Genomic DNA, 23,773 nt, shown 5'->3' on the forward strand with positions numbered 1-23,773 from the left:
ATGCGATATCCCAGATTAGATCGTTTTTTTGGACTCACGACCAGCGGAACAACCGTTGGTCGTGAAGTGGTGGCTGGTCTGACTACATTTGCGGCCATGGTTTATTGCGTCGCCGTTAACCCGATGATTATGGCAGAAGCTGGCATGGACCGCGCAAGCGTTCTAAGCGCGACATGCCTCATTGCCATTTTCAGTACCACCCTGATGGGTCTTCTGGCCAACCTCCCGCTTGGCGTTGCGCCTGCAATGGGGTCAAACGTCGTCTTTGCCATCATTCTGGTCAAGCAAATGGGTGTGCCATGGCAGGCTGCGCTGGCACTCGTCTGCCTGACGGGTGTGATCTTCATGATCATGAGTCTGACGCGCATCCGCGAGCGCATTGCTCATGATATTCCAGACACCCTGCGTATTGGCATTCAGGTCGCCGTGGGGCTAGTCATCATGTTTATCGGCATGCGTAATTCCGGCTTTGTAGTTGCCAGTCCGTCCACATTTGTCACTATGGGGTCGATCAGCAGCCCGAAAGTCCTCATGACGCTGGCTGGTTTTATTCTCACGCCCGTTCTGGTGGTCAGGCGTATTCCCGGCGCGTTAATTCTTTCAATTATAGTAATCACCGCTGCCGGACTTTTTTTGCCTGATGGAAAAGGCGGCACTCTCACACACTGGCCTGCACATATTTTTGCCCTGCCGCAGTGGCCCTATGCCACGGCCTTCCATCTGGAACCGCTCTATCTTATCCATAACTTCCTCTATGTGCTGCCCATGCTGTTCTTTTTCCTGTGTACAGAACTGTTTGGAACACTGGCTAATCTTCTCGGCGTCGTCACTGCAACGGGCATGATTTCAAAAAACGGACAGATCCCCCGTGCACGCGAGGCGTTTGTGACCGATGCTGCCGGCAGTATTCTGGCCCCTCTTCTCGGCACATCCATTGTCACCGTTTATTCTGAATCTATCACGGGCGTACATGCGGGTGGGCGTACCGGGTTGACGGCTCTGGTAATTGCGGGGGGCTTTTTTGCAGCCCTATTTTTATGGCCCCTTTTCATGATTATCCCGCCACAGGCAACGGCTCCGTCTCTGTTGATGGTTGGTATGATGATGTTTCAGGGCGTCCGCCATCTTGATCTGTCAGATATCAAGGAGAGTACTCCAGCCGCCCTCACCTTTCTAACCGCTCTTTTGACAGGCAACCTCATCAACGGCATGGCAATTGGTACTTTGTCCTATACAACAATGGCTCTTACCACAGGTCGCGCCCGCACTATCTCTCCCGTTGTGTGGGGGCTTTGCGTCATTTTCATTCTATTCTTTATTGTTTCTGCCCACATGCACGGCCACCACGCCTGAAGGGAATTCAGCCATGCTTTCAAAATTACGGTTTTCAACTTTTTTGGCTGGGCTGTTTGTTCTGCTCCCTCTTCATGGCCATGCGCAGACCCCCGAGGACCCTAATTACATCATTATTGATAATGATTTTGCCGGACCCGGTGGGACCAACATTCAGTCCGTTATTCCGCTTCTTGGCCAACCAGATAAGGTAACCGTGCTGGGCTTTACTGTTGTGGTCGGAGATGGGTGGGAAAATGAGGCCGCAGCACATCTGTCCCGTTTTCTGGAAATTGCCGGAAGTCCAGAGACACTCCCAGTCGTTCCCGGTGCCACTCAGCCTCTGGTCAACTCCCGTGCCCGGCTTCTGGCGTGGGAAAAATCCAACGGCAAAATGCCATGGAAAGGGGCATGGCGCGGTGATGCCCCGGATTTTCAGCCGCCGGTCAAACCTCTGAAAGAAGGCATGCCAGACCGAAAGGTCTCATCCGAAACAGCCGCCCTGTTTCTGATACGGCAGGTCCATACGCACCCACACCAGATCACGCTTCTGGCAGCGGGTCCACTGACGAATATTGCTCTTGCCATCAAGCTGGATCCGGAATTTGCTTCTTTGTGTCGCCGCCTTGTCTTTATGGGGGCCATTGTAGACGGTAACCTTTCGCAGGTTATGCAAAGTGCAGACTACTACACAGACTTCAACTTCATGTTTGACCCGGAGGCCGCCAGCATTACTCTGGAAGCGCCCTTCCCTGAGGTTGTTTCCGTGGGGGGCGTTGCTAACCCCATTCGCATGACAGCGGAAGTCCGTGATCAGGCAACACGCTCAACTGGTCCTGTTGCAGACTATCTGCGCCAGTATTTCCACCCACAACCCATGTGGGATGAACTGGCCGCAGCTATTTCTGTTGATCCAGCTCTGGTGACCGACAAGGTTGTGGCTTACATGGATGTTGATCTGACCCATGGACCAAACTACGGCTATGCTCATGTCTGGCCGGAAAGCACGCGGCCCCATATCGGGGAACGTCCAGTTACAGTCGTCACCGCAGTTAACAAGGCCCGCTTTCTCAGAACCTTTGTTAAAGCAGCCAACCGGATGAATACGCATGGTTGATGTCACCTGCTCACTCGCAGAACCAGAACTCCGTCGGCGCGCAGTAGATGCTGCCTGCGGGCGTGCACCATTTGATATTCTCCTCTGCAATGGCCGTGTGGCAGATGTTGCAACCGGAGAGCTTCGCTACGCAGATGTCGGACTGGTTGGCCCTCTTATAGCCAGCATGCACCTGACAGGTGAGCGTCAGGATTCAACAAAGCAGTTTGACCTGAAAGGCGCCATTCTTGCTCCGGGGCTTATTGACTCTCACGTACACATTGAAAGCTCCATGGTGACGCCGCGTATCTATGCGCAGACCGTGGTGCCACAAGGGACGACAACCATATGCTGGGATCCGCACGAAATCGGGAATGTTAGCGGTTTGCCTGGTGTGAAATGGGCAATTGAGGCCTCAAAAGGGCTTCCGCTGCGTATTCTGGTGGAAGCACCTTCCTGCGTACCGTCCGCTCCCGGTCTCGAACGGTCCGGTGCAGATTTTGACGCAACCGCAATGGCTGAGATGCTGTCCTGGCCAGAAATTATTGGCGTTGCAGAAGTTATGGACATGCGGGGCGTTGTGAATAACGCTCCGCGCATGACGGCCATTGTCAATGCTGGCCTTAAAAGCGGCAAACTTGTCTGTGGCCATGCCCGCAATCTTGCAGGAAAAAACCTTCAGGCTTTCATGGCGGCAGGTATTGAATCTGACCATGAGTTGACAAGCAAAACCGATATTCTGGAAAAACTCCGATCTGGTATGACTCTGGAACTCAGAGTTTCACACGAGAACATTCTCCCTGAGGCTGTAGCCGCGTTTGAAGAGCTGGGTATGGTTCCTCAGACTGTGACACTCTGCACAGATGATGTATTTCCCGATGATCTGCTACGGCGTGGCGGAATGGTGCATCATCTCAGATGTCTGGTCGCTTTGGGAATGAACCCGCTGGACGTCCTGAGATGCGCGACGTTGAATACAGCTCAGCGTCTGGAACGCCGTGACCTTGGCCTTGTTGCTACCGGTCGTCGTGCTGATCTAGTCGTCTTTGATAATCTGACTGATTTTACACCGCTGGAGGTCTTTGCTTCAGGTGTTCATGTCGCGTCGCGTGGAACGCTGCTCACCACGCTGCCACCGGAATTGCCCGGCATGCCAGTAGATACTGTCAAACGCACACCTGTCACGGTTTCTGACTTTAAAATTCTTCGTACAGGGAAATCTAAGGTTAAAATCAGAACTGTCAGCACACCCCGCACAACTCACTGGGGCGAACGGGAGATAGATTTAGAAGACGGGTATCTCACTCTCCCCCCTGATACCGCCCTTATGGCTGTTTTCAATCGCCATGGTGATAACTCGCCTCCGGGCCTTGGTGTTCTCGAAGGATGGGGAGACTGGTCAGCCACAATTGGTACAACTATTCTCCATGACAGTCATAATCTGGCCGTATTCGGGCGGGACCCGGAAGAGATGGTGCGTGTCGCCAATACTCTTATTGCCAGCGGCGGGGGTATGGCCGTGGCAAAAGCCGACAAGCACCTCGTGCAAGTCGCACTCCCCGTATGTGGACTTCTGTCCCCTGAAAATCTTGAAATAGTCAGCAAACATTTTACTGAAGTGCGTGATGCCGCAGCAACCGCCACCACATGGGATGGGCCAACCAGTATGATAAAGCTTGTCACGGGGGCTTCTCTAGCCTGCAATCCGGGACCGCATGTTACAGATATGGGCATTGCTGATGGTATGACAGGAGACGTTTTTTCTACGATGGTTCTGGACAACGCCTGATGGATTTTCCCCGTGACGTTACTGCAATGCGCCGTGAATTCCATCGGTTTCCAGAAACAGCATTTCTTGAATACCGAACGGCCGCCATTGTCGCAAAACGCCTGTCTGAACTGGGTTACACCGTAAAAGCCGGTCCAGAAATCATGCACATGGATGGTGTGCGTGGTTTGCCGTCAGACCAGGCGTTCACTGCAGCAAAAGAGGCTGCGCTACAGGCCGGAGCGGATGAAAGATGGCTGAACAGAATGCCAGGTGGACAAACCGCTATCTGTGGTGAACTCCAGAAGGGGCCAGGCCCTGTTCTGGCTTTACGCTTTGATATGGATGCGCTGCCAGTTCATGAATCACAATCTGACCAGCATCCGCCAAACACCCAAGGTTTTTCTTCCATTCATCAGGGGCGTATGCATGCCTGTGGCCATGATGGACACACAGCGATCGGGCTTGCTGTTGCGGAAAAACTAGCGCAACCCGATGCCAGATGGAACGGCACATTACGCCTTATATTCCAACCTGCAGAAGAAGGGGGACGCGGCGCACAACCGATTGTCGCGAGTGGCTTGCTAGATGATGTCGATATTTTTCTGGCCAGCCATCTGGGGTGCCAACTCCCCAGCGGGCAGATTGCATTAACGGCCGATGGATTTCTTTGGGCCGAAAAGTGGAATGTCATTTTTACTGGTCGGGCTGCACATGCTGCCATGTGCCCTGAAGAGGGACGAAACGCCCTTCTCGCTGCGGCTCTGGCAGTTGCTGGGCTGTACGCTTTGCCTCGTGACGGTCAGTCCGATACAAGGATTAATGTTGGACTGCTACAGGCGGGTCGAACGCGCAATGCTATTGCAGATCGGGCTTATCTGGAACTTGAATTACGTGCAGCCAGCAGTGAAGGGCTCCAGCGCCTGACAGAAGGAGCAAGACGCACACTTGAAGGCACCGCTCTGACACAGGATGTTAATGTAGAGATTGATCTCTACGGCAACGCCATCAGTGCACAGTCAAATCCTGCCATTATGACACGACTGGAAACAGCGGCTCTTGCCACGAAGACAGGTAATATTGTCTCTAACTGGCCGATTGGTGGTGGAGATGATGCAACCTTCATGATGCAGCGTGTGCAGCAATGCGGCGGCCACGCTGGCTACTGCCTTATCGGGGCTGATATTGCAGCCCCGCACCACTCCAGCCTTTTTGACATTGACGAAAATGCTCTTGAACGCGCAGTCAGGTTATTGACGGCGTTTGTTGAAGACGCCGCATGAGCACCCTGACCTTCTGGCAGACTTTTGCGCCTGACGTTGATCTTAAGGCTCCCTATACAGACCGTTACAGAGTTTCTCTGGGGCACCATAGGCTGGACCTGCCACTCCGCCCTCTTCCTTCTGGTGAACTGGCGGTTGCATCGCTTCTGGTCAACCAGACATCCTTTCAGGTGGCAGATGCGATGTGTGCTGGTCTGGGGCGTCTGGCGGCAGAAATCAAGCCTGATCTGGTTGTCGGTATGCCTACTCTTGGTTTGGGGCTGGCTGCATATGTTGCGAGACACAGCGGACTGGAACGCTATGTGCCACTCAGCACCTCTCGCAAATTCTGGTACGATGAGAAGCTTTCTGCTCCCATTTCTTCCATAACCAGCCCAGGCACAGCAAAAAGACTTTATCTGGACCCCAACCTTCTTTCTCTGGTTCAGGCCGCAAAACGGATCATCATCGTTGATGATGTTATCAGTACAGGGACCTCTCTCTCTGCTGGCACGGATGTTCTCACAGCGGCTGGCGTCACGCCGCATGCCGCTCTTTGTGTTATGACGCAAAGCAACCGCTGGAAAAATCGTTTTCCTTTTCCAATCCTAAGTTGCTTTTCATCACCAATTTTCAGACGTGTTAATAATGGATGGATTGTTGATTCTTATTACGACGTGTCGTCAGTTAAGCAGGATGATGATTGAGGCGAACTGCACGGCTGCGAGGAAGGTCGATTCCAGTTTATCGTAGCGGGTGACGATAGCGCGAAATTGCTTGAATTTATTGAAGAACCTGGAGGGATCGAAGAACCGTTTTTTTGAACTCCTGTTTCCTGATTTCAGGGCTATGACGTTTTGATTGACGGTTGTCAGGGGAGTTTTTTCTCTGCATTTTGATCCGTGCTGGAATATTGCCCCCGCTGAGCTGCTACGCGGTCGCACTGATGCGCTCCAGGAAGATAAAGTGGCGTATGTTGTAGACGATGTTGGCCAACCCAATTTTCATGGTGGCCCGTGCGATACTGAATTGCCCCGGGTTGTTGATTTTCTCTCAGGCTGCCTCTGGCACAGAGCCTGTCAGGGGCAGGTGTATGGAACTGACGCTGAATCAGATCCTATCGGCAGGGACGTTGCGGGTCTGGTCCCTTTGCCACGAATAACACCTTTCAGTCCCATCTGGCGCCTCAGCCGCTTTACCGTGCAGCGGGCGATAGTCCTGTCTTCGCGTCTGAGCTGATGCCAGACCTTGCGCACTCCGTAGACACGGAAGTTATCGTTCCATATTCTGCTGATTTCATGACACAGCTCTTTGTCTTTCTGGTTGCACACAAAGGGATTTTTTGCCTGGCTACAGAAGCATAATAGACAGATGGCGTAATCGGTAGAACCTTGCAGATTGACCCGACACCATATGTCTGCCGGTGTTCCTTAATGAAGCGTGTCATGGCCTGCCGCAATGCGCGGTTCTCACGCTCCAGTTGCCTGATCTTCTCCCAATCAGGAAGCTCACTTACCGCAGGTGCATTGGCCCGTTCATGAAGACGGGGCCATTTTGACAGCGTGTCAGGATGAATATCCAGCTTTGGCGCTATCATCATCACTGCGGAACAACGGGACGGATGGTTCTTCTCTTCTTCCACAACCATACGGGCTGCACTGTCGCGAAATTCAGGCGGAAAACGCTTCGATTTGTTACTCATAACTATCTCTTACCTATCGGGTCTGGCTGTCTCCACAAAACCCGGGGCAATTCAATCCTAGCACCAACCTGCCGGCGGGCATTTCGGCGCGCGTGGTTACAATTTTGTGAAAGGGCGCGAGGGTGTGCGTCGGATGGTCAGATAGCCGGATCGGATGGGGTGAGACGCGCGTAAAGGCTGGCGACTGTCATGATGCAGGCCGAGACCAGCAACCCGTCGAAAGTGGGAATAGTCGTCAGACTCGTCATGCCGAATTCGGACAGGCCGCCGGCGATGCCGCCGCATATCCAGGCCAGGATCGCGGCATGCTGCCTGCCCGCCGCCGGACGGCCGACATTGGCCGGGAGACCGATCAGGGTGTCCACGATCAGGATGGCGGCGATCGGGGGCAGGACGATGCCGAGCAGGAGCAGAAAGCGCACATAGGCATCGGTCAGACCCCCAAGCTCCAGAATGCCGCCGATGAGGCCGCAGCCGAGCACATAGGGCCACAGGCGGCGGCTCTGGAGCAGGTTTGCCAGGGCGAGGCCACCCGAATACAGGCAAGCCGAGGCGTCGATCCACGCGCTGAGAACCAGTACCAGCAGCGCGGGGATGCCGAAGCCCAGCGCGACGAGAGCGGAGACGAGGTCGGGTCGCCCCAGAGCTAGGGAGGGGATGCCCGATGCGATCATGATGACCGGATAGGCCAGTGCCAACGCGGTTACGACGGCGCCGACGGCGGCATTCGACGACCGCACGAAGCGGCTGTAATCGGGCTGGATGATGATGCCGACAACGTATGAGCCGATCATCGCCGAGACGGCCCCTCCGAAGGTCAGGGCGTGGGTGCCGCCGTGCAGGGCGGCGGCCGGCAGGGCATGCCATGTTCGCGCGATGCCGACGATCAGCCCGAGTGCCACGACGGGAATGACGATCTGGCCGATCCGTTCGAGACCACGCGCCCCCATGCAGGTGCCGATGACGATGCCGATGCCGGCGAGGGCCGAGACCAGATTCGGGGAGATGTACAGATGGAACTGCTCGCTGAGTGCGGGCGCCGCCGTGCTGCCCAGCAGCCCGATCGTGGCCCCGAACCATCCGACCAGCGAAACGCCGATGACCGTTCGGACAATGACGGCGCCGTAAGGGCCGAAGATGCGTGTGCTCAGAAGAGAGAGGCTCATGCCCGTGGCGGCGCCGAGCCAGGAGGTGAAGGCGGCCAGAAGCGCCGTCATCAGGGCGCTGGCGATGATCGCGGCGATGCCGTCATGAAGACCGAGGGCTGAGAGGATGCGCGCGGAGAGGACGAAGCCGGGCAGGCCGCATTGCGTACCCGCGATGATGAAGAAGATCCGCCATGCTGAGCCGCGTTCGGCCTCGGGCACGGCGTTGGCGGTATGTTCGTCGTGCGTCGCGTGCATGCGCATCTCCTGCATGAAGAAAGAGGCTGTTTGAAAGGTCGTCCTGCCAAGCTTGGAAAATGCGCGTGGGATTACAGGCGGATGACTTACCAGACAGCATCGAAAGCCGGGAAGCCGTGCAGTGAGGCCGCACGGCTCCGAGTGGACGATCAGTAGGTGTACTGGATCTCGCCCCCCAGCATCCGGGGCTCGGCCGGCTGGGCGAAGCCGCCGGAGACGTACTCGGCGTTGTAGCGAGTGTCGGTCAGGTTGTTGACGTAGAAGGTGGCGGACCATTTCCGGTTGGGACTTTCGACGCCGACCTGCAGGTTATAAAGATTGAAGGCGCTGCGCGGTGTTGCGTTTTCCGGGTCCCAATACTGCTTGCCCTTGGCCTCGACGTCGAAGCGGCCGAAGAAGCCGAGCCAGCGGTTGAAGGCATGGTGATACTGCACGCCGATATTGGCGGTGAATTCGGGAATATAGGGTGCCCAGTTGCCCTGGTCGGCGCGGTCGAACGTGTATTTGGTGATCGAGCTGTGAGTGTAGCCGCCGTTGGCGAACACATCCAAGCCGGGAAGGATAGAGTATTTCGCCTCCAGTTCGCCGCCCGTCAGGTGGATCTTGTTGATGTTGACGAGTATCTGTGCGCCGACAGAGCCGACGAACAGGAAGTAGAATGAGTTGCGATCGCGCGTGTCGAAGAAGGAGCCGTTCAGAGTCAGGCGATTATGGAACCACTGGCTCTTGAAGCCGGCTTCGACCGTGTTCGCCACCTCGGGCTTTACGGTATTGTAGACACCCGGCAGGTTCGCCGCTTCCGCCGTGCCGTTCTGGTTGAACTGCCCACTGCGAAAACCGATGCCGTAATCGACGAAGAAGGTCAGGTTCGGGTTGACGTGATAGGTCAGCGTGCCCTTGGGCTGCCCCTGCTTGAACCAGCGCGTGCGCCGGCAGGACCCGCCAGACATGGTGCAGCCAGCGGGCACGCCGCTGCTGCTTTCCGGATTCACATACTGGTTCAGAGAATTCCAATCGTACCGGTAGCCGAATTCTGCTGTCAGGTTCTTGAGGATATCATAGGACAGATGGCCGAACAGCGCGAAGTCCTGGTTGTGGTCCGAGTTGCCGAAATAGGTCAGCGTCTGGTTGGGCGCGTATCCGTAAAGAGGCGAGGTGCTGACACGGGCGATGCCGTTGCCCGTGTCAGCACCGGTGGTGGAAGCCAGATAGTCGCGCGTGTCGAGGAAATAGCCGCCGCCCATCCAGCGGAAACGGCGATCGGAGCGTGACGTGACACGGAATTCGTCTTCCCACGAGGTATTCTGGGCCCACTGGGTCTGCGTGCCGTCATAGCCCGAACCGTGCGTGGCGGTGTAGGGGAACTGGTCCGTGCCGATATATTCGTTGATCTTCACCCAGCCCAGCGTATTGGAGAAGGTCGCGAAGGGCTGCGTATAGACCAGGCGGAACGACGCATTGCGGATGTCGCGCTGGTTGTAGCCTCGGTTATTCGCACAGAAGGTGCGGCTGACCCTGTTCGCATCCGGCGCCGGGCCGCCGAACGGGTTCGTCGGATCCAAGAAGCAGGGGCGGCTCGGGTCGTATTTTGCGGACTGGTAGTGATAGTTGTTTGCGCCACCCTCGGTTTCGTTGAAGCCGACACGGAAGTCGGCGGTCAGGTTGTCGGTGATGACGGCCTTGATGTGGCCGCGGCCGGTATATTCGTTGGAGCGATCGACGGTCTTGTTCAGGTAGACGTTTTCCAGCAGGCCTCCGAAGGAATGTTCGCTGAAATTGACGTCGTAGAACAGGCGGTCCTTCACGATCGGACCAGCGAAGGAAATCTTTCCCCGGTAATCGGCGCCATTGCCGAACTGGGCGTCGGCATGGGCGTAGAACGTGTTCGTCGGTTGGCGCGTATTGATGACGATGGCACCGCCGATGGCGTTGCGTCCCCACAGGTCGCCCTGTGGGCCGCGCAGCACCTCGATCTGGCCGACATCGTAGAGATCCTGCGTGAACTGGCGGGAATCCATCTGCTGCACCCCGTCCACGATCACCGCGACCGGGCTTTGGCCGTTGCGGACCTGGGTGATGCCACGAATGGTGATAAAGGACACGCCGGCCTGCTGCGCCTGAGTGATGGAGACGTTCGGGGTCAGGGCGATGAAGTCGCTCACACCTTGAATACGCGCATCCTTGATGTTGGCCGCCGTGAAGACGGTGGCCGAAACGGGGGCGGATTGTAGTTTCTGCTGGCGTGACAGGCCGGTGACGACGATAGTTTCGGACTGCGGGGCGGCCTGGATACTGTCTGCCTTCGCCTTTGCCATCGAAGTAGCGGCAGGCTTGCCGGTCTGCCCCTGTTGCTTGGTCGGAGGATCGCTGACGGTATCGACCGCGGCGAATGCGTTTTCCACGCCCGCGGGCATCAGCCCGAGCGAGAAGACGGACGCCAGAATGACCTGCTTTTTCGATATGTGCTTTCTCATGATTTCCACCTGATATCCGAGTGATGTCGTGATGCGGTGTGGTGTTGTTTCTTGGCGTGGTCAGCCGTCCGCGCCGGCTCCCCATGCCCCGCCGTTCGCCGTGCCGATTTCGATCCTGTCGCCGGGCTGGAGCGACAGGCCGGACACGAAGGCGTGGCTTTCCATGCGGCCGTCGGCGTGTCTGATAGCGAGGCGGTTCGTGCCGCCCGGCCCCCCGCCAGCCGATCCCCATGTCGGCTGGCGCGTTCGGCTATAGCCTGCCGACAGGGTGACTTTTTCCCGGACGCCGTAGCACATCGACAGCCCCTGGCCGCCGGGATGCCGTCCGGTGGATGCCGGGGCCGGGTTCAGGCAGCGGTAGAGGACGTCGAGGCCGTAGCGGCTTTCGACAATTTCGGCGGGACAGTTGAATGTCTCGCCATGGCATGCGGAATAGAGCGCGGTTTCGCCTTCCCGTTCCGCAGTCGCTCCCCATCCCCCCATCTGCGGTTCCACCATTGTGAAACGCCGGCCAGTATCCGGGTGGTGTCCCGCGACGACGGTACCGCAGATCGAACTGAAATGACCCGCGGGCAGGCGATCGGGCATGGCCTGCGCGATGCAGTGCCACAGCAGGTCGTACAGCCCAATCCGGATCTCGAAATAATAGCCATGCGGGGCGGTGCCGTCGGCGTGGAAGATCGTGCCGGGGCGCGTGAGGACCTCCAGCGGCCGGAACGAGCCCGCGTTGGCGGCGGGCGTCGGGTCGGCCAGGGCCTTCAAGATCATCTGCGCGGCTATGACCGCGCCATCGCGCGTGGTGTTGTACGGGGCCGCGCGCTGGTCCAGCGCATCGCGCAGGTCGACGGTCATCCGCTCGGCGGTAATCGTGACGGTGATCGACCATGGGGTGCCGTCATCACGGGTCTCAGTCAGCGAGAACGTGCCGTGGGGAAGTGCGGCCAAGCCGGACCGAACACGGGCTTCCCCTTCCGCGAACAGATGGTCGACGGCGTCGCGGTAGGCCGCCTGCCCATACTGGCCGACCATGTCGACCAGCCTGCGCGCGGCCAAGCGGGACGCGGCGATCTGGGCCCACAAGTCGCCACGAACGAAATCGGGAAGGCGGCTGTTGGCCGCGATGATGTCGAACACCGCATCCAACTGCCTTCCTGCCGCGCAGAGGCGCACGGCGGGAAGGCGCAGACCTTCCTGGAAGATCTCGGTCGCGTCGGTCGACATGGACCCAATGACCAGACCGCCGATATCGTTCCAGTGGGCGATGGAGGCGGTCCAGGCGATCAACTGCCCGTCGGCGAACACCGGCAGCGCCACGACGACGTCGTTCAGATGCGTGACGCCACCGTGATAGGGGTCGTTCGTCACGAACATGTCGCCTTCGCGCAGGCTGTCGCGCGGATGGACAGACAGAATCCATTTCACGCTCTTGTCCAAGACACCGACGAAGGTGGGAATGCCTGCGCCAGAACTGAGAAGATTGCCATCGGCATCGGTGATGCCGGTGCCGACATCCAGCACCTCGTAGATGACGGGGCTCATTGCCGTCTTCTTCAGGATGGCGAACATCTCCTCGGCCGCGGAGGCGATGACAGACTGGATGACGGTGCGCGTGATCGTGTCAGCGGTCATCGGTCTGGTCCTGGCCGTGGGGCGGGATCACGGAAAGGGTGCGAGGCAAGTCGGAGAGGATTTCCGGCCCGTCATCGCGCAGGAAGACGATTTCCTCCAGGCGGATGCCGAAACGGCCAGGCAGATAGATTCCAGGCTCGATGGAAAACACCATGCCGGCTTCGAGAATTGTTTCGGATGTTTCGGTGATGAAGGGCCCCTCATGTCCTTCCATGCCTAGACCATGGCCGGTGCGGTGGACGAAATAGGGCCCGTAACCCGCGTGTTCGATCACCTCTCGCGCGGCACGGTCGACTGAAAAGGCGCTGACACCTGGACGCGCGACCTTCAGCGCCGCCTGCACGGCGGCCTCCACGATCGCATGGATCTCCGCGTAGCCTTCCGGCTCGTGCTCCAGCACGGCCATGCGGGTGATGTCGCTGCAATAGCCGTCGCGGCGAGCGCCGATATCGATGACGACGGCATCGCCTGGCGACAGCACGGTGGCGCCCGTATGGTGGTGAGGCAGGGCGCCGTTCTGGCCAGCGGCAACGATGGCGAACTTTGTCCGTGCCCCTTCCGCGGCGAAGGCGCCGGTTATGCCCTCGGCCACTTCCGCCTCGGTCATGCCCGGACGCATGGTTGCCAGAGCGTGCAGCATAGCACGGTCGGCTATCGCGGCATTCTCCTTGAGGAACCTGTATTCCTCCTGGTCCTTCAGCATCCGCACCGCACCGGCGACATCGCGGGCCATCACCACGTTGGCACCTGGCAGCCGGTCGAGCACGGCCATGGCGAAATCGGTGCGCATGGCCTCGTCGAGGCCGACACGGAGCGGTGCGTCGGGCAGGCAGGTCGCCGCCAGGGCTGTTTGCAGGGCCTTCGCCGGTCCCTGCGCATCGGTCCAGGTGGCGAGAGGAAGATCGCTGCGCGCCTGCGTGTCCGCCGCGTTGAGTGCCGGCATGACGAACATGGCCTGATGTCGCCCGACCAGCAGCAGCGACAAGCGCTCGTCCGGGTAGGGATGGAAGCCAAGCAGCCATTCGACATAGGTGCCCGGCCCCAGGACCAGCAGGTCCACGCCGTCATCCATCATGCGACGCCTGAGGCGTGAAAATCGTTTCTTTATCGTAATATCTTGCATGGTCACCCACCTTTCGACCGTCCTGCTGCCATCCGGACTTGTCCATTCACACTGGCAGGAAAAAAGAGAGCGTTGGTTTCTGGTGCCGGCGTGCCGGCGGTGGTCAGGTTGTGTAGATACGTTGCGCGTGTTCGGCGGTGATCAGGCCGTTCTTCACGTCCCGTGCCACCAGGGCGCGGTCGCGCAGGGCGGGGTTGCCATAGCCTCCGCCAGTGCCGGTGACAATACGGATCACGTCGCCCTTATCCACGCGCAGACCGGAGATGAAGGCATGGCGTTCCTGCGTGCCGTCGCAACGCAAGATGAGCGCGTAGTTGCCCGTCCCCTCGTGCCCCTCTTTCAAAGACCATGGCATGATGCGCGAGCGCGTATAGCCGATCGTCAGGAAGGAATTATCTTGGCGCACGCCATAGTCGATGACGATGCCCCGCCCTCCACACCACTGGCCCTCGCCACCAGGCCCAGTGTGCAGCGCCATCCGGCCGATATGCAGGCCGTTGCGGGCTTCGGAAATCTCGGCGGGACAATTGTAGGTTTCGCCATGGAAGCCTGAGAACAGGGCGCTGTTACCGTCATGTCCTTCGCGACCGCCCCAGCCGCCGATCTGCGGCTCGATGATGGTGTATTGCCGGCCAGTGTCGGGATGAATGCCACCGATGAAGGTTCCGCCAATCGTGGCGAAATGCCCGGCCCCCAGCCGCTGTGGCATATGCTGGGCCAAGCAGCGCCAGATCAGGTCGAAGACGCGCACTTCGGTTTCGAAATAAAAGCCGATCGCGGCAGGTTCACGCGCATGGAAGACCGAGCCTTCGCGCGTTAGCAGGCGGATCGGTCGGAATGTGCCGTCGTTGGCTGGGGACTGGGGGGCGCACAGGGCTTTTAGCATCATCTGCGCACAGATCATGGCACCGTCGCGGCTGGTATTGGTGGGCCCTACGTCCTGATCGGGGTTATTACGCAAGTCGACGACGAATTCGTTGGGCGAGATGGTGACCTTCACGTTGTAGACGCGGCCGTCATCCTGCTCCTCGTCCAGTTCGAAGGTGCCGTGGGGTAGCGTGGCGAGGGTGGAGAGCGTGACCTTCTCGCCGAAGGTCATGAACCCTTCCATCGCGGTTTCGAACGTCTCGATGCCGTATTTCGTCGCAAGTTCCGTCAGGCGGCGGGCGCCGATCCGCACTGCGGCGATTGCTGCCCAGAGATCGCCCTCCAGAAAGTTAGGCATCCGCGAGTTGCAGCGCAGGATCGCAAAGACCGACTCGTTTGCCTCGCCGGCATCGATCAGGCGGATGGCGGGCAGGCGAAGACCTTCCTGGAAGATTTCTGTCGCCTGGACCGAGAGAGAGCCAGGTGCCATGCCGCCGACATCGGAATTATGGGCGATGTTCGCGGTCCAGGCGATGAGGCACCCTTCCGCGAAGACCGGCATGGCGACCACTAGGTCGTTCAGGTGGGTCACGCCGCCATAATAGGGATCGTTGGTGATAAAGACGTCTCCCGGACGGATTGTCTCCTGCGGGAATTTGGCCAATAGGACCTGCACGGCCTTGTCCAGCACGCCCACGAACGAGGGGATGCCAGCTCCCGAAGAGGCGATGCGGCCCCGTGCGTCCAGGATGCCCGTTCCCATGTCGAGAACTTCATAGATGATCGAACTCATCGCCGTCTTGCGCATGGTGGCGAACATCTCGTCCGCCACGGCCTGGAGCGAGTTCTGGATGATCTCCAGCGTGATCGGGTCGTGGCTGGCCTGGCCCGTGCTATCGTTCATGCGGCTTCTCCAGAAACGAGAAGGATATGAAGATTGCCGTATCCGTCGACGGATACCGTGTTGCCGGGATGGATTACGATGGTGGTACCGCTGTCCTCGACAATGGCGGGGCCATGGAAACGCATGCCGGAGGCAAGGCGGTCACCGTTATAGATCGCGGCCTCGTGCAGGCCGTCCTGCGCGTAATCCACCTGTCGCCGACCCTTGAGGGCACCGTTGGCGTCGGGCGTGCCGGAGGGCCTTTCCTTCATGTTCAGCTTGCCAACAGCGGCCGAGGCCACCAGATGCACTCCGACCATCTCGACGGGCGCATCCAGGCGGTAGGTGTATTCGCGTTCGTAGGTCTGATGGAAGGCCGCCAGGATGTCCGCCAGATGTCCGGCGGCGAGGTCTTCGGCGGGGATCGGCACCTCGGTTGTATGTTCCTGGTTCTGGTAACGCAGTTTGACGTAGCGGATGAAGCGGATGCTCTCCGCGGGCACGCTTTCCTGGACGAAGCGTTCGGTGGCGGCAGCCTCGATTTCGGCGAACAGGGTGCCAATCGCGCTTTCGGCACCCTCCGCCATGTCCATCAGACGTGTCACGAAATAATCGTGCCGGAGGTCGGACATCATCATGCCCCAGGCCGAGAACACGGACGCGCTGGCGGGGATGACGACCTTGCGTACGCCGAGTTCCATGCCCAGTGCAACCGCGTGCATCGCGCCGCCGCCGCCGAAGGCGACCAGTGTGAAGTCGCGCGGGTCGAAACCCCGGTTCAGCGAAATCAGCTTCAGCGCGTTGGTCATGTTGTTATTGGCAATACGGATGATGCCGCGCGCCACGTCGGTGGTGGAGATGCCGATCTTCGCGCCGAGCGCCTCCAGTGCCCGTTCGGCAGCCTCCATATCGGCCTTTACTGACCCGCCGCAGAAATAATCGCGGTTGATGCGGCCCAGCCAGAGATTCGCATCGGTCGTCGTCGCGTCGGTGCCACCTCGGCCGTACGCGGCGGGGCCAGGGCTGGCACCAGCTGATTTGGGGCCGACATGCAGTTTGGCGAATTCGTCGACCCAGGCTATGGAACCGCCGCCATTGCCGATTTCGACCAGATCAACAACCGGCACCATGATCGGATAACCGGCGGAGGTCCTATCCCGTTCGATCCAGTAATCGGTCATGATCCGGACTTGGCCGTTTTCGATCAGCGAGCATTTGGCCGTGGTGCCGCCGATATCCAGCGCCAGCACATTCGGCTCGCCGATCATGCGGCCCAGTTCAGCAGCGCCCCAGAAGCCAGAGGCAGGGCCGGATTCGACCATCGTGATCGGGGTTGCGGAGGTGGAATCTACGGAATCAACGCCACAATTAGACTGCATGATAAAGAGATTGCCAGAAAAGCCTCGATCGGTCAGGCCGCTGCGCAGCCGCGACAGATAGCGTTCGGCTACCGGCTGGACATAAGCCGAAAGGACAGTCGTATTCGTCCGCTCATATTCCCGCCATTCGCGGGTGATCTGATGCGATGCGACGACGGAAACCTCAGGCCACAGACGTCGGATTTCGGCTGTTACGGCCTGTTCGTGCGATGAATTGGTGTACGAGTGCAGGAAGCAAACCGCGATGGCCTGCACGCCTTCGGCACGAAACATGTCGATGATGGAGGGCAGCGCGGCCATGTCGAGGGGCGTGGATTCCTCGCCTTTGTAGGATAGCCGCCCCGGCAGCTCAGCGCGCAGGTGGCGGGGCACGAACGGCGGCGGCTTGCGGTAATTGAGGTTGAAGAAATCGGGTCGGTTTCCTCGGGCGATTTCTAGGATATCTCGAAAGCCCTCGGTGCTGATCAAGCCGACCTTCGCGCCCTTGCGCTCGGTCAGTGCGTTGATGACCACCGTTGTGCCATGGGCGAGAAAATCGATCGTGCTGGCCATTATCCCGGCCTTTTCGATGACATTCAGAACCCCCTGCTCGAAGTTCGGAGGCGTCGTATCCGACTTGGCCGTCAGGACATGCGACTCGCCTGTGGCGTGATCGGTCTCGAAACAGACCAGATCAGTGAATGTTCCGCCAACATCTGTTGTTACGCGGATCGTTTTCCGTGACATAATCCGATCTCCTGACCGAGATTGTTATGACAAAAGGCAGACTGCACCTGGAATTTTGAGAAACTGCGCAGCCTGAACACGCGAGGGCGTGTAATGGCCGGCCTCGTGCAGGCAGTTGATGCTGCCGATATTCCGCCCGCCGACGATGACGGGAACATTGATGACCGAGGCGCAGCCGAGCGAATGAATCAGGGCGTGGTCGTTGAAGACTTCGGCGATTTCCGAAATCGTGTTGGCCACGAACGTCTCGTGCTGCTCAAGGACGATGGTAGACCATTTCCCGGGGCTGAGCGGCTTGGTGCCCGATACGGGATAGGCATCGGGCATGTTGGTATAGCGGCGCTCGGAAACGCCCTTTTCCAGATCATAGGCCGTGATGGTGAATAGCTTGACCCCCACCGCCTGGTCCGCGAGCTTGTGCAGGGCATGAAACATGCCGGCGGGTTGTTCGCACCCGTTCTGCATTGCTGGAATGAAGATATCGTCCAGTTGTTCAGACATGATCTTTCCCTCGCCGGTCGGATGATGATCCGGCCGGTGTGTTTATTGATATAGCCTTTGCACTGTCCCTTTTGGGGAAAGTGTCTCGATGTTACTTGCGTGCCATGACTATGCATCGCTCCGTTTTCGGGAGCGGGTTATTGCCACGACATCGGTGACGGGCCTGACATGCCCATCTTCGGCGAACACATCTATCGTGCAGGTGTGCAGGACGGAGGCGGGTTGCATGGTATGGTTCCAGACCGAATGCTTGTGCGTCGACTGGAAATGCGCTGAATCGCCCGCACGAAGGATCGCGTGGTGGCCAGCGACTTCCAAGGTGATTTCCCCGGTCAGTACGAAGAAGATTTCCTCACCCTCATGGCTGACGGGCGCGTCGCGAAAGCCGGGTGGCTTATGTATAATCACGCTGCGCAGGATATTTCCCTGGAAGGGAACGGAGAGGCGCTCGTATCGGACCGCCGTATGCGTCGATGGGTCCAGCGACCGTTCATGACGTTCTTCGCCTGCATCCTTTTCCAGCCGGAAGTTGGAAAAGAAATCGTTGGTGTCGATGCCGAGAGCCTGGCCGATCGAGAGCAGGGAGGTCAGGGACGGTATGGTGATACCGCGTTCCACCTGCGAGATGAAGCCTACGGAAAAACCTGCTGCACCGGCGACGTCTTTCAGGGTCAGGCCACGCTCCTGGCGGACGGCACGCAGCCTTTGCCCCAGTGGGGCAAGGCCGTCCGCCTGCGCTAGTCGAGAGGTGCGTGAACCCTGTTGAGACATCGCAAATCGTACCGTATCCAGATCGTTCCGTTATACGATTGAAGTATTCCTTCTAAAGTGTCAATCAGAATTTTAGCTGGAGTAAAATTTTGTCCGTGAGGCGAGGTACAGTCGGGCAATGGTCTTCTCTCTCATGGCGCCCTGGTAAGGGAACGATATTCTCGATTTCCGAGGATGCTTTGGCTGCCTACAAAGCCAGCGTATCAATCAGGATCCCCTGATTGGGAATGGTTGCCGCCCGCCCCTTCAGTTCCGCCAGAGCCTTATTGGCCTAAACCAGCGCCCTGAGAACCGGAACCGTTTCTATCTCCGCCTGAGGCGGCAAAGGCCAAATAAGATAGGTTGGCGTTAACATGGCATCCCAACGTGGTAGCGATATGCGTTTTTCCCAGACAATGCGCTCGGGTGCTGAGTCCAGTGTCGTGCCATCGGAGGCCTGCGCTCCCGATCGTGGCAGATCCGGATAACGGCGAGCGAGCGCTTCGAGCATCCGCCGCCAGTCGCCAAGGCTTTCGCCTAGCTGGTCCAGATGCCAGACCTCTGGGCCGCAATACCGCATCATGTTCGAGACAGGTGGTGCACCCAGCCGCTCTGTGAGTGCCGCCATGACCTGCAGGTCCTCGTCTGTCGCATCCCAAGGCGAGAGACGACGGGTGTGGCGAAAACGATGGATGGCGCGGGACACACCGTGTCGACCGGTCTGATGGCGTGTGATCTGATAACGCATGATGAAAATCCTGTGGCAGAGTGATGACTTTGGTTTTTTGGAGGGCTGACGCCCCGAAAGAAGCAGAGATCCGGCCTTCACACAGAAGCCGGACAGTCCATGATCTCCTGCAGCGTTTCCCCGAAATCTTCGAGGAGATCACCGAGCAGCAGCACATGGCCTTCTAGCGGGCGGCCAAAGGGGAGCGTATGAGAGTGAGTGCAGATAGGAAAATAGTTTGGTCGTATGGTTTTTCACGGAAAATTGCGAACGCCAGTTTGTCAGAAGGCGTGTTTTTTCGATATTTGTATTTGCGCTGTTGTTTTCGAATGATGATTTTATAGACCTTTCGTAAACACTTGTTTTTATAGATTTTTTGAAAATGGTGGACGGATGTTCATTTATGAGACGTTTTTCGATCGGATCAGAATTGGTTCGGAAGAAGCGTTTAATTTTGTCCTGTCCTCCGGAAGTCGGGTGGTTCCGGACTGGTGTGCTGGCTTGCGGGATGAGTTTGCACAAAGATGTTCGGTCGGATTTGGTGAGGACGATGTTGGGATCTCGCGCCGGTCATCTCTTCGGGGTTTGGAGAAGCTTGAGTCGGGTATGCTGGCAGGTCTCGAACGTCTGGTCCGTTGGAGTAAGGGCAGTCACCGATTTGATGGGTATGTGGATTATCTTTCAGATCCGGGTCTGATTCCTACACTTTTGATTGCGTGTTTCACGGATTTTGCGGACAGGTTTCCGCAGTTTAAAGGCCTGTTCGATCGGTGCCGTGAACTGATTTATGTATCTGATGGGGGTGTATCCGGTGGCAGAGGCGGAGATCCGGTTTTTATCGACGGTCCGTCTGTCAATGCTGATTGGTCCGTATCCTGATTTTGCGGAGAGCAATCTTCTCGGAAAGCCGAAAGGAAGTGACCAGAAGAAGGCCAAGGACAGAGTTGGTCCGGGCAAGGCTTTGCGGTTTGCTTCGTTTTTGTGGATCAGTTTTTATACGTTCTGGCAATACAGGTCTTATCAGCAGTCTGTGTATGGCTTTGGTCTTACACAGATGTATTCGGAGGGATTCTCGATATAAACGGGTGTTTTCGAAGGGCAACGGATCGAAGGGGTTTTCTGAAGATCCTGTTAAAGAGAACGAATTGCTGTCGCGTCTTATTCTGTCCGGTTTTGGGTGTCGTGACATTTTTAGTCTGGTGAGCCATTCGGAAGAGGTTAAGGGGCTTGTTAGATCTTTGGAGATTGTTTTTGGTACCTTCCTTCAGGGGAATAAGGATGGTGATGGAGAGTTGGGCGAATCGTCTGGCCGAATTTTTGATGAAATCGCGTAATCTGTATGATTAACCGGATGGGCCGGAAGAGCTGTCTCAGCGCATCAAGATCAATGAGGACGGATTGTCGTCCTTTCTTCAGAGGAGCCAGTGCGCCTTTAATCACGGAAGCCGGGTCATGTGTATCAAGACCATGCGCCATGCCAAACAGAAAGATCGCGCTCAATCTCTGACGCACTCTGCGGGCAGTCTCTTTTGCGCGACCCGCTTCAATTTTCTTGATGGTCTCCAGCACCATCGGGGGCGTGATGTCATCCAGATCAATATGACCAAGATCTGGCCACGCAAGACGTTCCAGACTTGTGCGCACATCTTCCGCGTGCCGGGTTGTCCAGCGTGCGGATTGCGCCTCCATCCATTTCTCGCCAACATGACGCAGTTGTTTATCGATACGTTTTGCTTCGGCCTGACGCTGGCGGCGCGTCAACGATGGATCACGGCCAGCCCGGATTTCGGCCCGAGCCTGATCGCGTGCCTCACGTGCCGCTGCCAAAGTCACTTCTGGATAGGCACCAAAAGAGAGCAGTTTTTCCTTCCGCCAAAACGATATTTCATGCGCCATAATCACGAACCACTGGTCTGCACGAGAATGAACAGTCCGCCTGTATCCGAAAGCTTGTATGGTTTCTCGCGTGGCGTGAGGCGACGCAACTGAACATCCGTCAGCATCGATACCCCCATATCTACCCCCACAATGCTTGAGCTTGAAGGAACCTCACAGAGCACCATAAAGCGCATAAATGGCAGAAAACCGCCAGCATTTATGCGAAATAAGCGCTATGGACTGTCATGGGATATATCAAATGGCGGAGAGGGAGTCCGCCGATGTAGGGCGTCATGAAAGGGCAGATCGGCGCAATAACCCTTGTTTTTCATGGCTTTACAGAAATTCATGCCATCCTGAAGAAGCAGATAGACGCATTGAAACCCATGCCGTAAGGTGGGACGGAAGATGGGACTGAAAAGCCATGAGCAAGCTTCCGCCGAACCAGATGAATGCCCGCAAGGTCGCCTCCCTCAAGGACGGGGTTCACGGCGATGGCGGAAATTTATGGATCACCGTCCGGGGCGACACCCGGGCCTGGACCTTTCGCTATAAAAGCCCTGAGACCGGCAAAAGACGGGAGATGGGACTCGGTCCCGCCCGGGATATTTCTCTGGCTGATGTCCGACTCCGGGCAGCCGAGAACCGGCGCCTGCTTCTGGAGGGGATCGACCCGCTGGAAGAGAAAGCCCGGCAGAAGGGCCCTGACGTTCAGGAGCGCACCTTCGCACAGGTTGCCGAGCAGTACATCACCGAGCAGGCGCCGGGCTGGAAAGATCCGCGCTCGGCGCCCATGTGGCGCAGTTCTCTGGAGCGTCATGTTTATCCCGTCCTCGGCTCGAGACCGATTGGCAGCGTGCAGACAGAGGACGTGCTCGCCGTCCTGCGACCGATCTGGGAAAACACGACCGAAACCGCAACACGGCTGCGTGGACGGATGGAGCGTATTCTGGACTATGCGCAGAGCCATCACTGGCGCGAGGGTGAGAACCCGGCCCGCTGGCGGGGGCACCTGGCCAACATCCTTCCCAAACCCACGGCCGTCACGAAGGTGGTGCACCATGCCGCCTTGCCCTATCGCGATCTCCCGCCGGTCTACAGTCGGCTCAGCGCCGAGCATGGGGTAGGAGCTCTTGCTGCACGGTTCGTCTGCCTGACCGCCACCCGGTCTGGCGAGGTCCGCAAGGCCCTGTGGTCGGAGATCGATCTGAAGAAAAAGATCTGGACCATCCCGGCCGAGCGGATGAAGGCCGGGCGGGAGCATCGTGTGCCCCTGACGAACGGAGCGATGGCTTTGCTGTATAAAGTCCAGACCCTGAGATCCAGTCTCGGTGAGGACAGTTTCGTGTTTCCCGGTGGCCGGGTCGGATCACCGTTGAGCGATGTCGCGGTCTCCAAGGCCCTCCATCAGGCCGCAGGCACGAAGGATGTGACGATCCATGGTTTGCGTTCCAGCTTCCGGGATTGGGCTGCCGAGGAAACCGACTTCCCGAGGGAGGTCGCCGAAATGGCTTTGGCCCATGCCATCGGTGACAAGGTCGAGGCCGCCTATCGCCGCGGGGATCTCTTCAACAGGCGTTCAGAGATGATGCATGCCTGGGAACGCTTCTGCGCCGGGCAATCCAGTGAGGCGGTCGCAAAGCCTCCGCGTTCCAATCCTGACAGCGCCCCGCTCTTCACCTGGAAAGACTCTGACATCGGGGATTCAGACGCCTGAAGGCCCGTCAAAAGCCCAATGACGCGTCACGGATTGCGTCGTACCGGTCCGCACAATCTCAGTGACGCGTCATCAATGCGCTATGTCGCCATTCCATGAGCAGCTCAAAAGCATGGCACTGCGCCATAAAATCGGGCTGCCAGATCGCCTAAGATGGCACGATACTGGGTTTTTGGCGCAAAGCTCCAAAAACCCTTTTAAAACAGTCCCTTAAAACCGTTTCATTTTCGTGCCCTGCTAGGGGCGTCCGCATCACGCTGTGACGCGTCATTCTAACCTGCACGCGCTCCCGTTCCGGGGTCGCGCCGCCCTGAGGGCGGCGGTGCAGAACCCGGCCTCTCTCCCTCTCTCATGATGAAAAATGATCAGAGGGGTTCTGTCGTTTTTTTTTGGCTTCGCAAGGGAGGACCGGGCTGGTCCTCACCCCAGAGGGTTCACGCGGGGCGTGAGCTGGAATGGTCGCCGTGCGACCAGAACGGTCTGTTCTCTCTGGAGCTTCCTTCTTTCTGGAGCCTTTCTGTTGATTTTCACCGAGAACTGACCCGGGAAGGGTATA

At 57.9% G+C, this 23,773-nt stretch carries 19 protein-coding genes and 1 pseudogene; 7 read left to right on the top strand and 13 right to left on the bottom strand.

The window, feature by feature from the left end; genetic code table 11:
• The 5 genes from AD944_RS10730 to AD944_RS10750 are packed head-to-tail and all read left to right on the top strand — an operon-like array spanning nt 1 to nt 6,165.
• On the top strand, nt 1-1,353 hold the full coding sequence (locus AD944_RS10730) for an NCS2 family permease (RefSeq protein ID WP_045542496.1): 1,353 nt from the start codon (nt 1-3) through the stop codon (nt 1,351-1,353).
• 13 nt (nt 1,354-1,366) lie between these two features.
• On the top strand, nt 1,367-2,449 hold the full coding sequence (locus tag AD944_RS10735; protein WP_045542497.1) for a nucleoside hydrolase: 1,083 nt from the start codon (nt 1,367-1,369) through the stop codon (nt 2,447-2,449).
• Entirely contained in the window at nt 2,442-4,217 is a 1,776-nt protein-coding gene (locus AD944_RS10740; protein WP_045542498.1) for an adenine deaminase, read from the top strand. The genes AD944_RS10735 and AD944_RS10740 overlap by 8 nt, the downstream gene beginning before the upstream one ends.
• The gene (locus AD944_RS10745) at nt 4,217-5,479 is read left to right on the top strand and encodes an amidohydrolase (protein WP_045542499.1); all 1,263 of its coding nucleotides are present in this window, start codon (nt 4,217-4,219) and stop codon (nt 5,477-5,479) included. Before AD944_RS10740 ends, AD944_RS10745 begins: the two co-directional genes overlap by 1 nt.
• Nucleotides 5,476-6,165 (top strand): phosphoribosyltransferase, encoded by a 690-nt coding sequence (locus AD944_RS10750; protein WP_045542500.1) that lies wholly within the window; start codon nt 5,476-5,478, stop codon nt 6,163-6,165. Before AD944_RS10745 ends, AD944_RS10750 begins: the two co-directional genes overlap by 4 nt.
• Here AD944_RS10750 and AD944_RS16810 read toward each other — a convergent pair.
• From AD944_RS16810 to AD944_RS17725, 12 genes and pseudogenes are all read right to left on the bottom strand, one after another.
• Nucleotides 6,142-6,255: pseudogene (locus tag AD944_RS16810) on the bottom strand (IS5/IS1182 family transposase); the annotation flags it as partial. The gene AD944_RS10750 and the pseudogene AD944_RS16810 overlap by 24 nt on opposite strands.
• Before the next feature lie 282 nt (nt 6,256-6,537).
• Complete coding sequence (locus AD944_RS17715; protein ID WP_408735885.1) at nt 6,538-6,714, bottom strand: IS3 family transposase; 177 nt, start codon at nt 6,712-6,714, stop codon at nt 6,538-6,540.
• On the bottom strand, nt 6,654-7,160 hold the full coding sequence (locus AD944_RS17720) for a transposase (RefSeq protein WP_082741233.1): 507 nt from the start codon (nt 7,158-7,160) through the stop codon (nt 6,654-6,656). The genes AD944_RS17715 and AD944_RS17720 overlap by 61 nt, the downstream gene beginning before the upstream one ends.
• Before the next feature lie 137 nt (nt 7,161-7,297).
• Complete coding sequence (locus AD944_RS10760) at nt 7,298-8,563, bottom strand: cytosine permease (RefSeq protein ID WP_169794921.1); 1,266 nt, start codon at nt 8,561-8,563, stop codon at nt 7,298-7,300.
• Between the two features lie 149 nt (nt 8,564-8,712).
• On the bottom strand, nt 8,713-11,037 hold the full coding sequence (locus AD944_RS10765) for a TonB-dependent receptor (RefSeq protein WP_201785450.1): 2,325 nt from the start codon (nt 11,035-11,037) through the stop codon (nt 8,713-8,715).
• 60 nt (nt 11,038-11,097) lie between these two features.
• Nucleotides 11,098-12,666: a hydantoinase B/oxoprolinase family protein gene (locus AD944_RS10770; RefSeq protein WP_045542502.1), complete on the bottom strand. Its 1,569-nt coding sequence runs from the start codon at nt 12,664-12,666 to the stop codon at nt 11,098-11,100.
• Entirely contained in the window at nt 12,656-13,789 is a 1,134-nt protein-coding gene (locus tag AD944_RS10775; protein WP_082741234.1) for a M24 family metallopeptidase, read from the bottom strand. The genes AD944_RS10770 and AD944_RS10775 overlap by 11 nt, the downstream gene beginning before the upstream one ends.
• Before the next feature lie 103 nt (nt 13,790-13,892).
• Nucleotides 13,893-15,560 (bottom strand): hydantoinase B/oxoprolinase family protein, encoded by a 1,668-nt coding sequence (locus tag AD944_RS10780; protein WP_045542504.1) that lies wholly within the window; start codon nt 15,558-15,560, stop codon nt 13,893-13,895.
• A complete protein-coding gene (locus AD944_RS10785) occupies nt 15,557-17,644 on the bottom strand; it encodes a hydantoinase/oxoprolinase family protein (protein WP_045542505.1) in 2,088 nt (695 codons plus the stop codon). Before AD944_RS10785 ends, AD944_RS10780 begins: the two co-directional genes overlap by 4 nt.
• A gap of 24 nt (nt 17,645-17,668) precedes the next feature.
• On the bottom strand, nt 17,669-18,145 hold the full coding sequence (locus AD944_RS10790; protein WP_201785451.1) for a GAF domain-containing protein: 477 nt from the start codon (nt 18,143-18,145) through the stop codon (nt 17,669-17,671).
• A 108-nt stretch (nt 18,146-18,253) separates the two neighbouring features.
• Nucleotides 18,254-18,916 carry a helix-turn-helix domain-containing protein gene (locus tag AD944_RS17585; protein ID WP_082741235.1) on the bottom strand — a complete coding sequence of 221 codons (663 nt, stop codon included), beginning with the start codon at nt 18,914-18,916 and terminating at the stop codon, nt 18,254-18,256.
• Between the two features lie 271 nt (nt 18,917-19,187).
• Nucleotides 19,188-19,643 carry a hypothetical protein gene (locus tag AD944_RS17725; RefSeq protein WP_236709218.1) on the bottom strand — a complete coding sequence of 152 codons (456 nt, stop codon included), beginning with the start codon at nt 19,641-19,643 and terminating at the stop codon, nt 19,188-19,190.
• Nucleotides 19,644-20,015: 372 nt separating this feature from the next.
• Here AD944_RS17725 and AD944_RS10805 point away from each other — a divergent pair, with 372 nt between their 5' ends.
• Entirely contained in the window at nt 20,016-20,501 is a 486-nt protein-coding gene (locus AD944_RS10805) for a hypothetical protein (RefSeq protein WP_045542507.1), read from the top strand.
• A 351-nt stretch (nt 20,502-20,852) separates the two neighbouring features.
• Here the strand turns inward: AD944_RS10805 and AD944_RS17480 are convergent, their stop codons facing one another.
• Nucleotides 20,853-21,518, bottom strand: a complete 666-nt coding sequence (locus tag AD944_RS17480) for a tyrosine-type recombinase/integrase (protein WP_248845818.1) — start codon at nt 21,516-21,518, stop codon at nt 20,853-20,855.
• Between the two features lie 406 nt (nt 21,519-21,924).
• Here AD944_RS17480 and AD944_RS10820 point away from each other — a divergent pair, with 406 nt between their 5' ends.
• Complete coding sequence (locus tag AD944_RS10820) at nt 21,925-23,217, top strand: tyrosine-type recombinase/integrase (RefSeq protein ID WP_045542509.1); 1,293 nt, start codon at nt 21,925-21,927, stop codon at nt 23,215-23,217.
• The last annotated feature ends 556 nt before the right edge of the window (nt 23,218-23,773 follow it).

Source organism: Acetobacter tropicalis, from assembly GCF_001580915.1.
In the GTDB taxonomy this organism is placed as follows: domain Bacteria; phylum Pseudomonadota; class Alphaproteobacteria; order Acetobacterales; family Acetobacteraceae; genus Acetobacter; species Acetobacter tropicalis.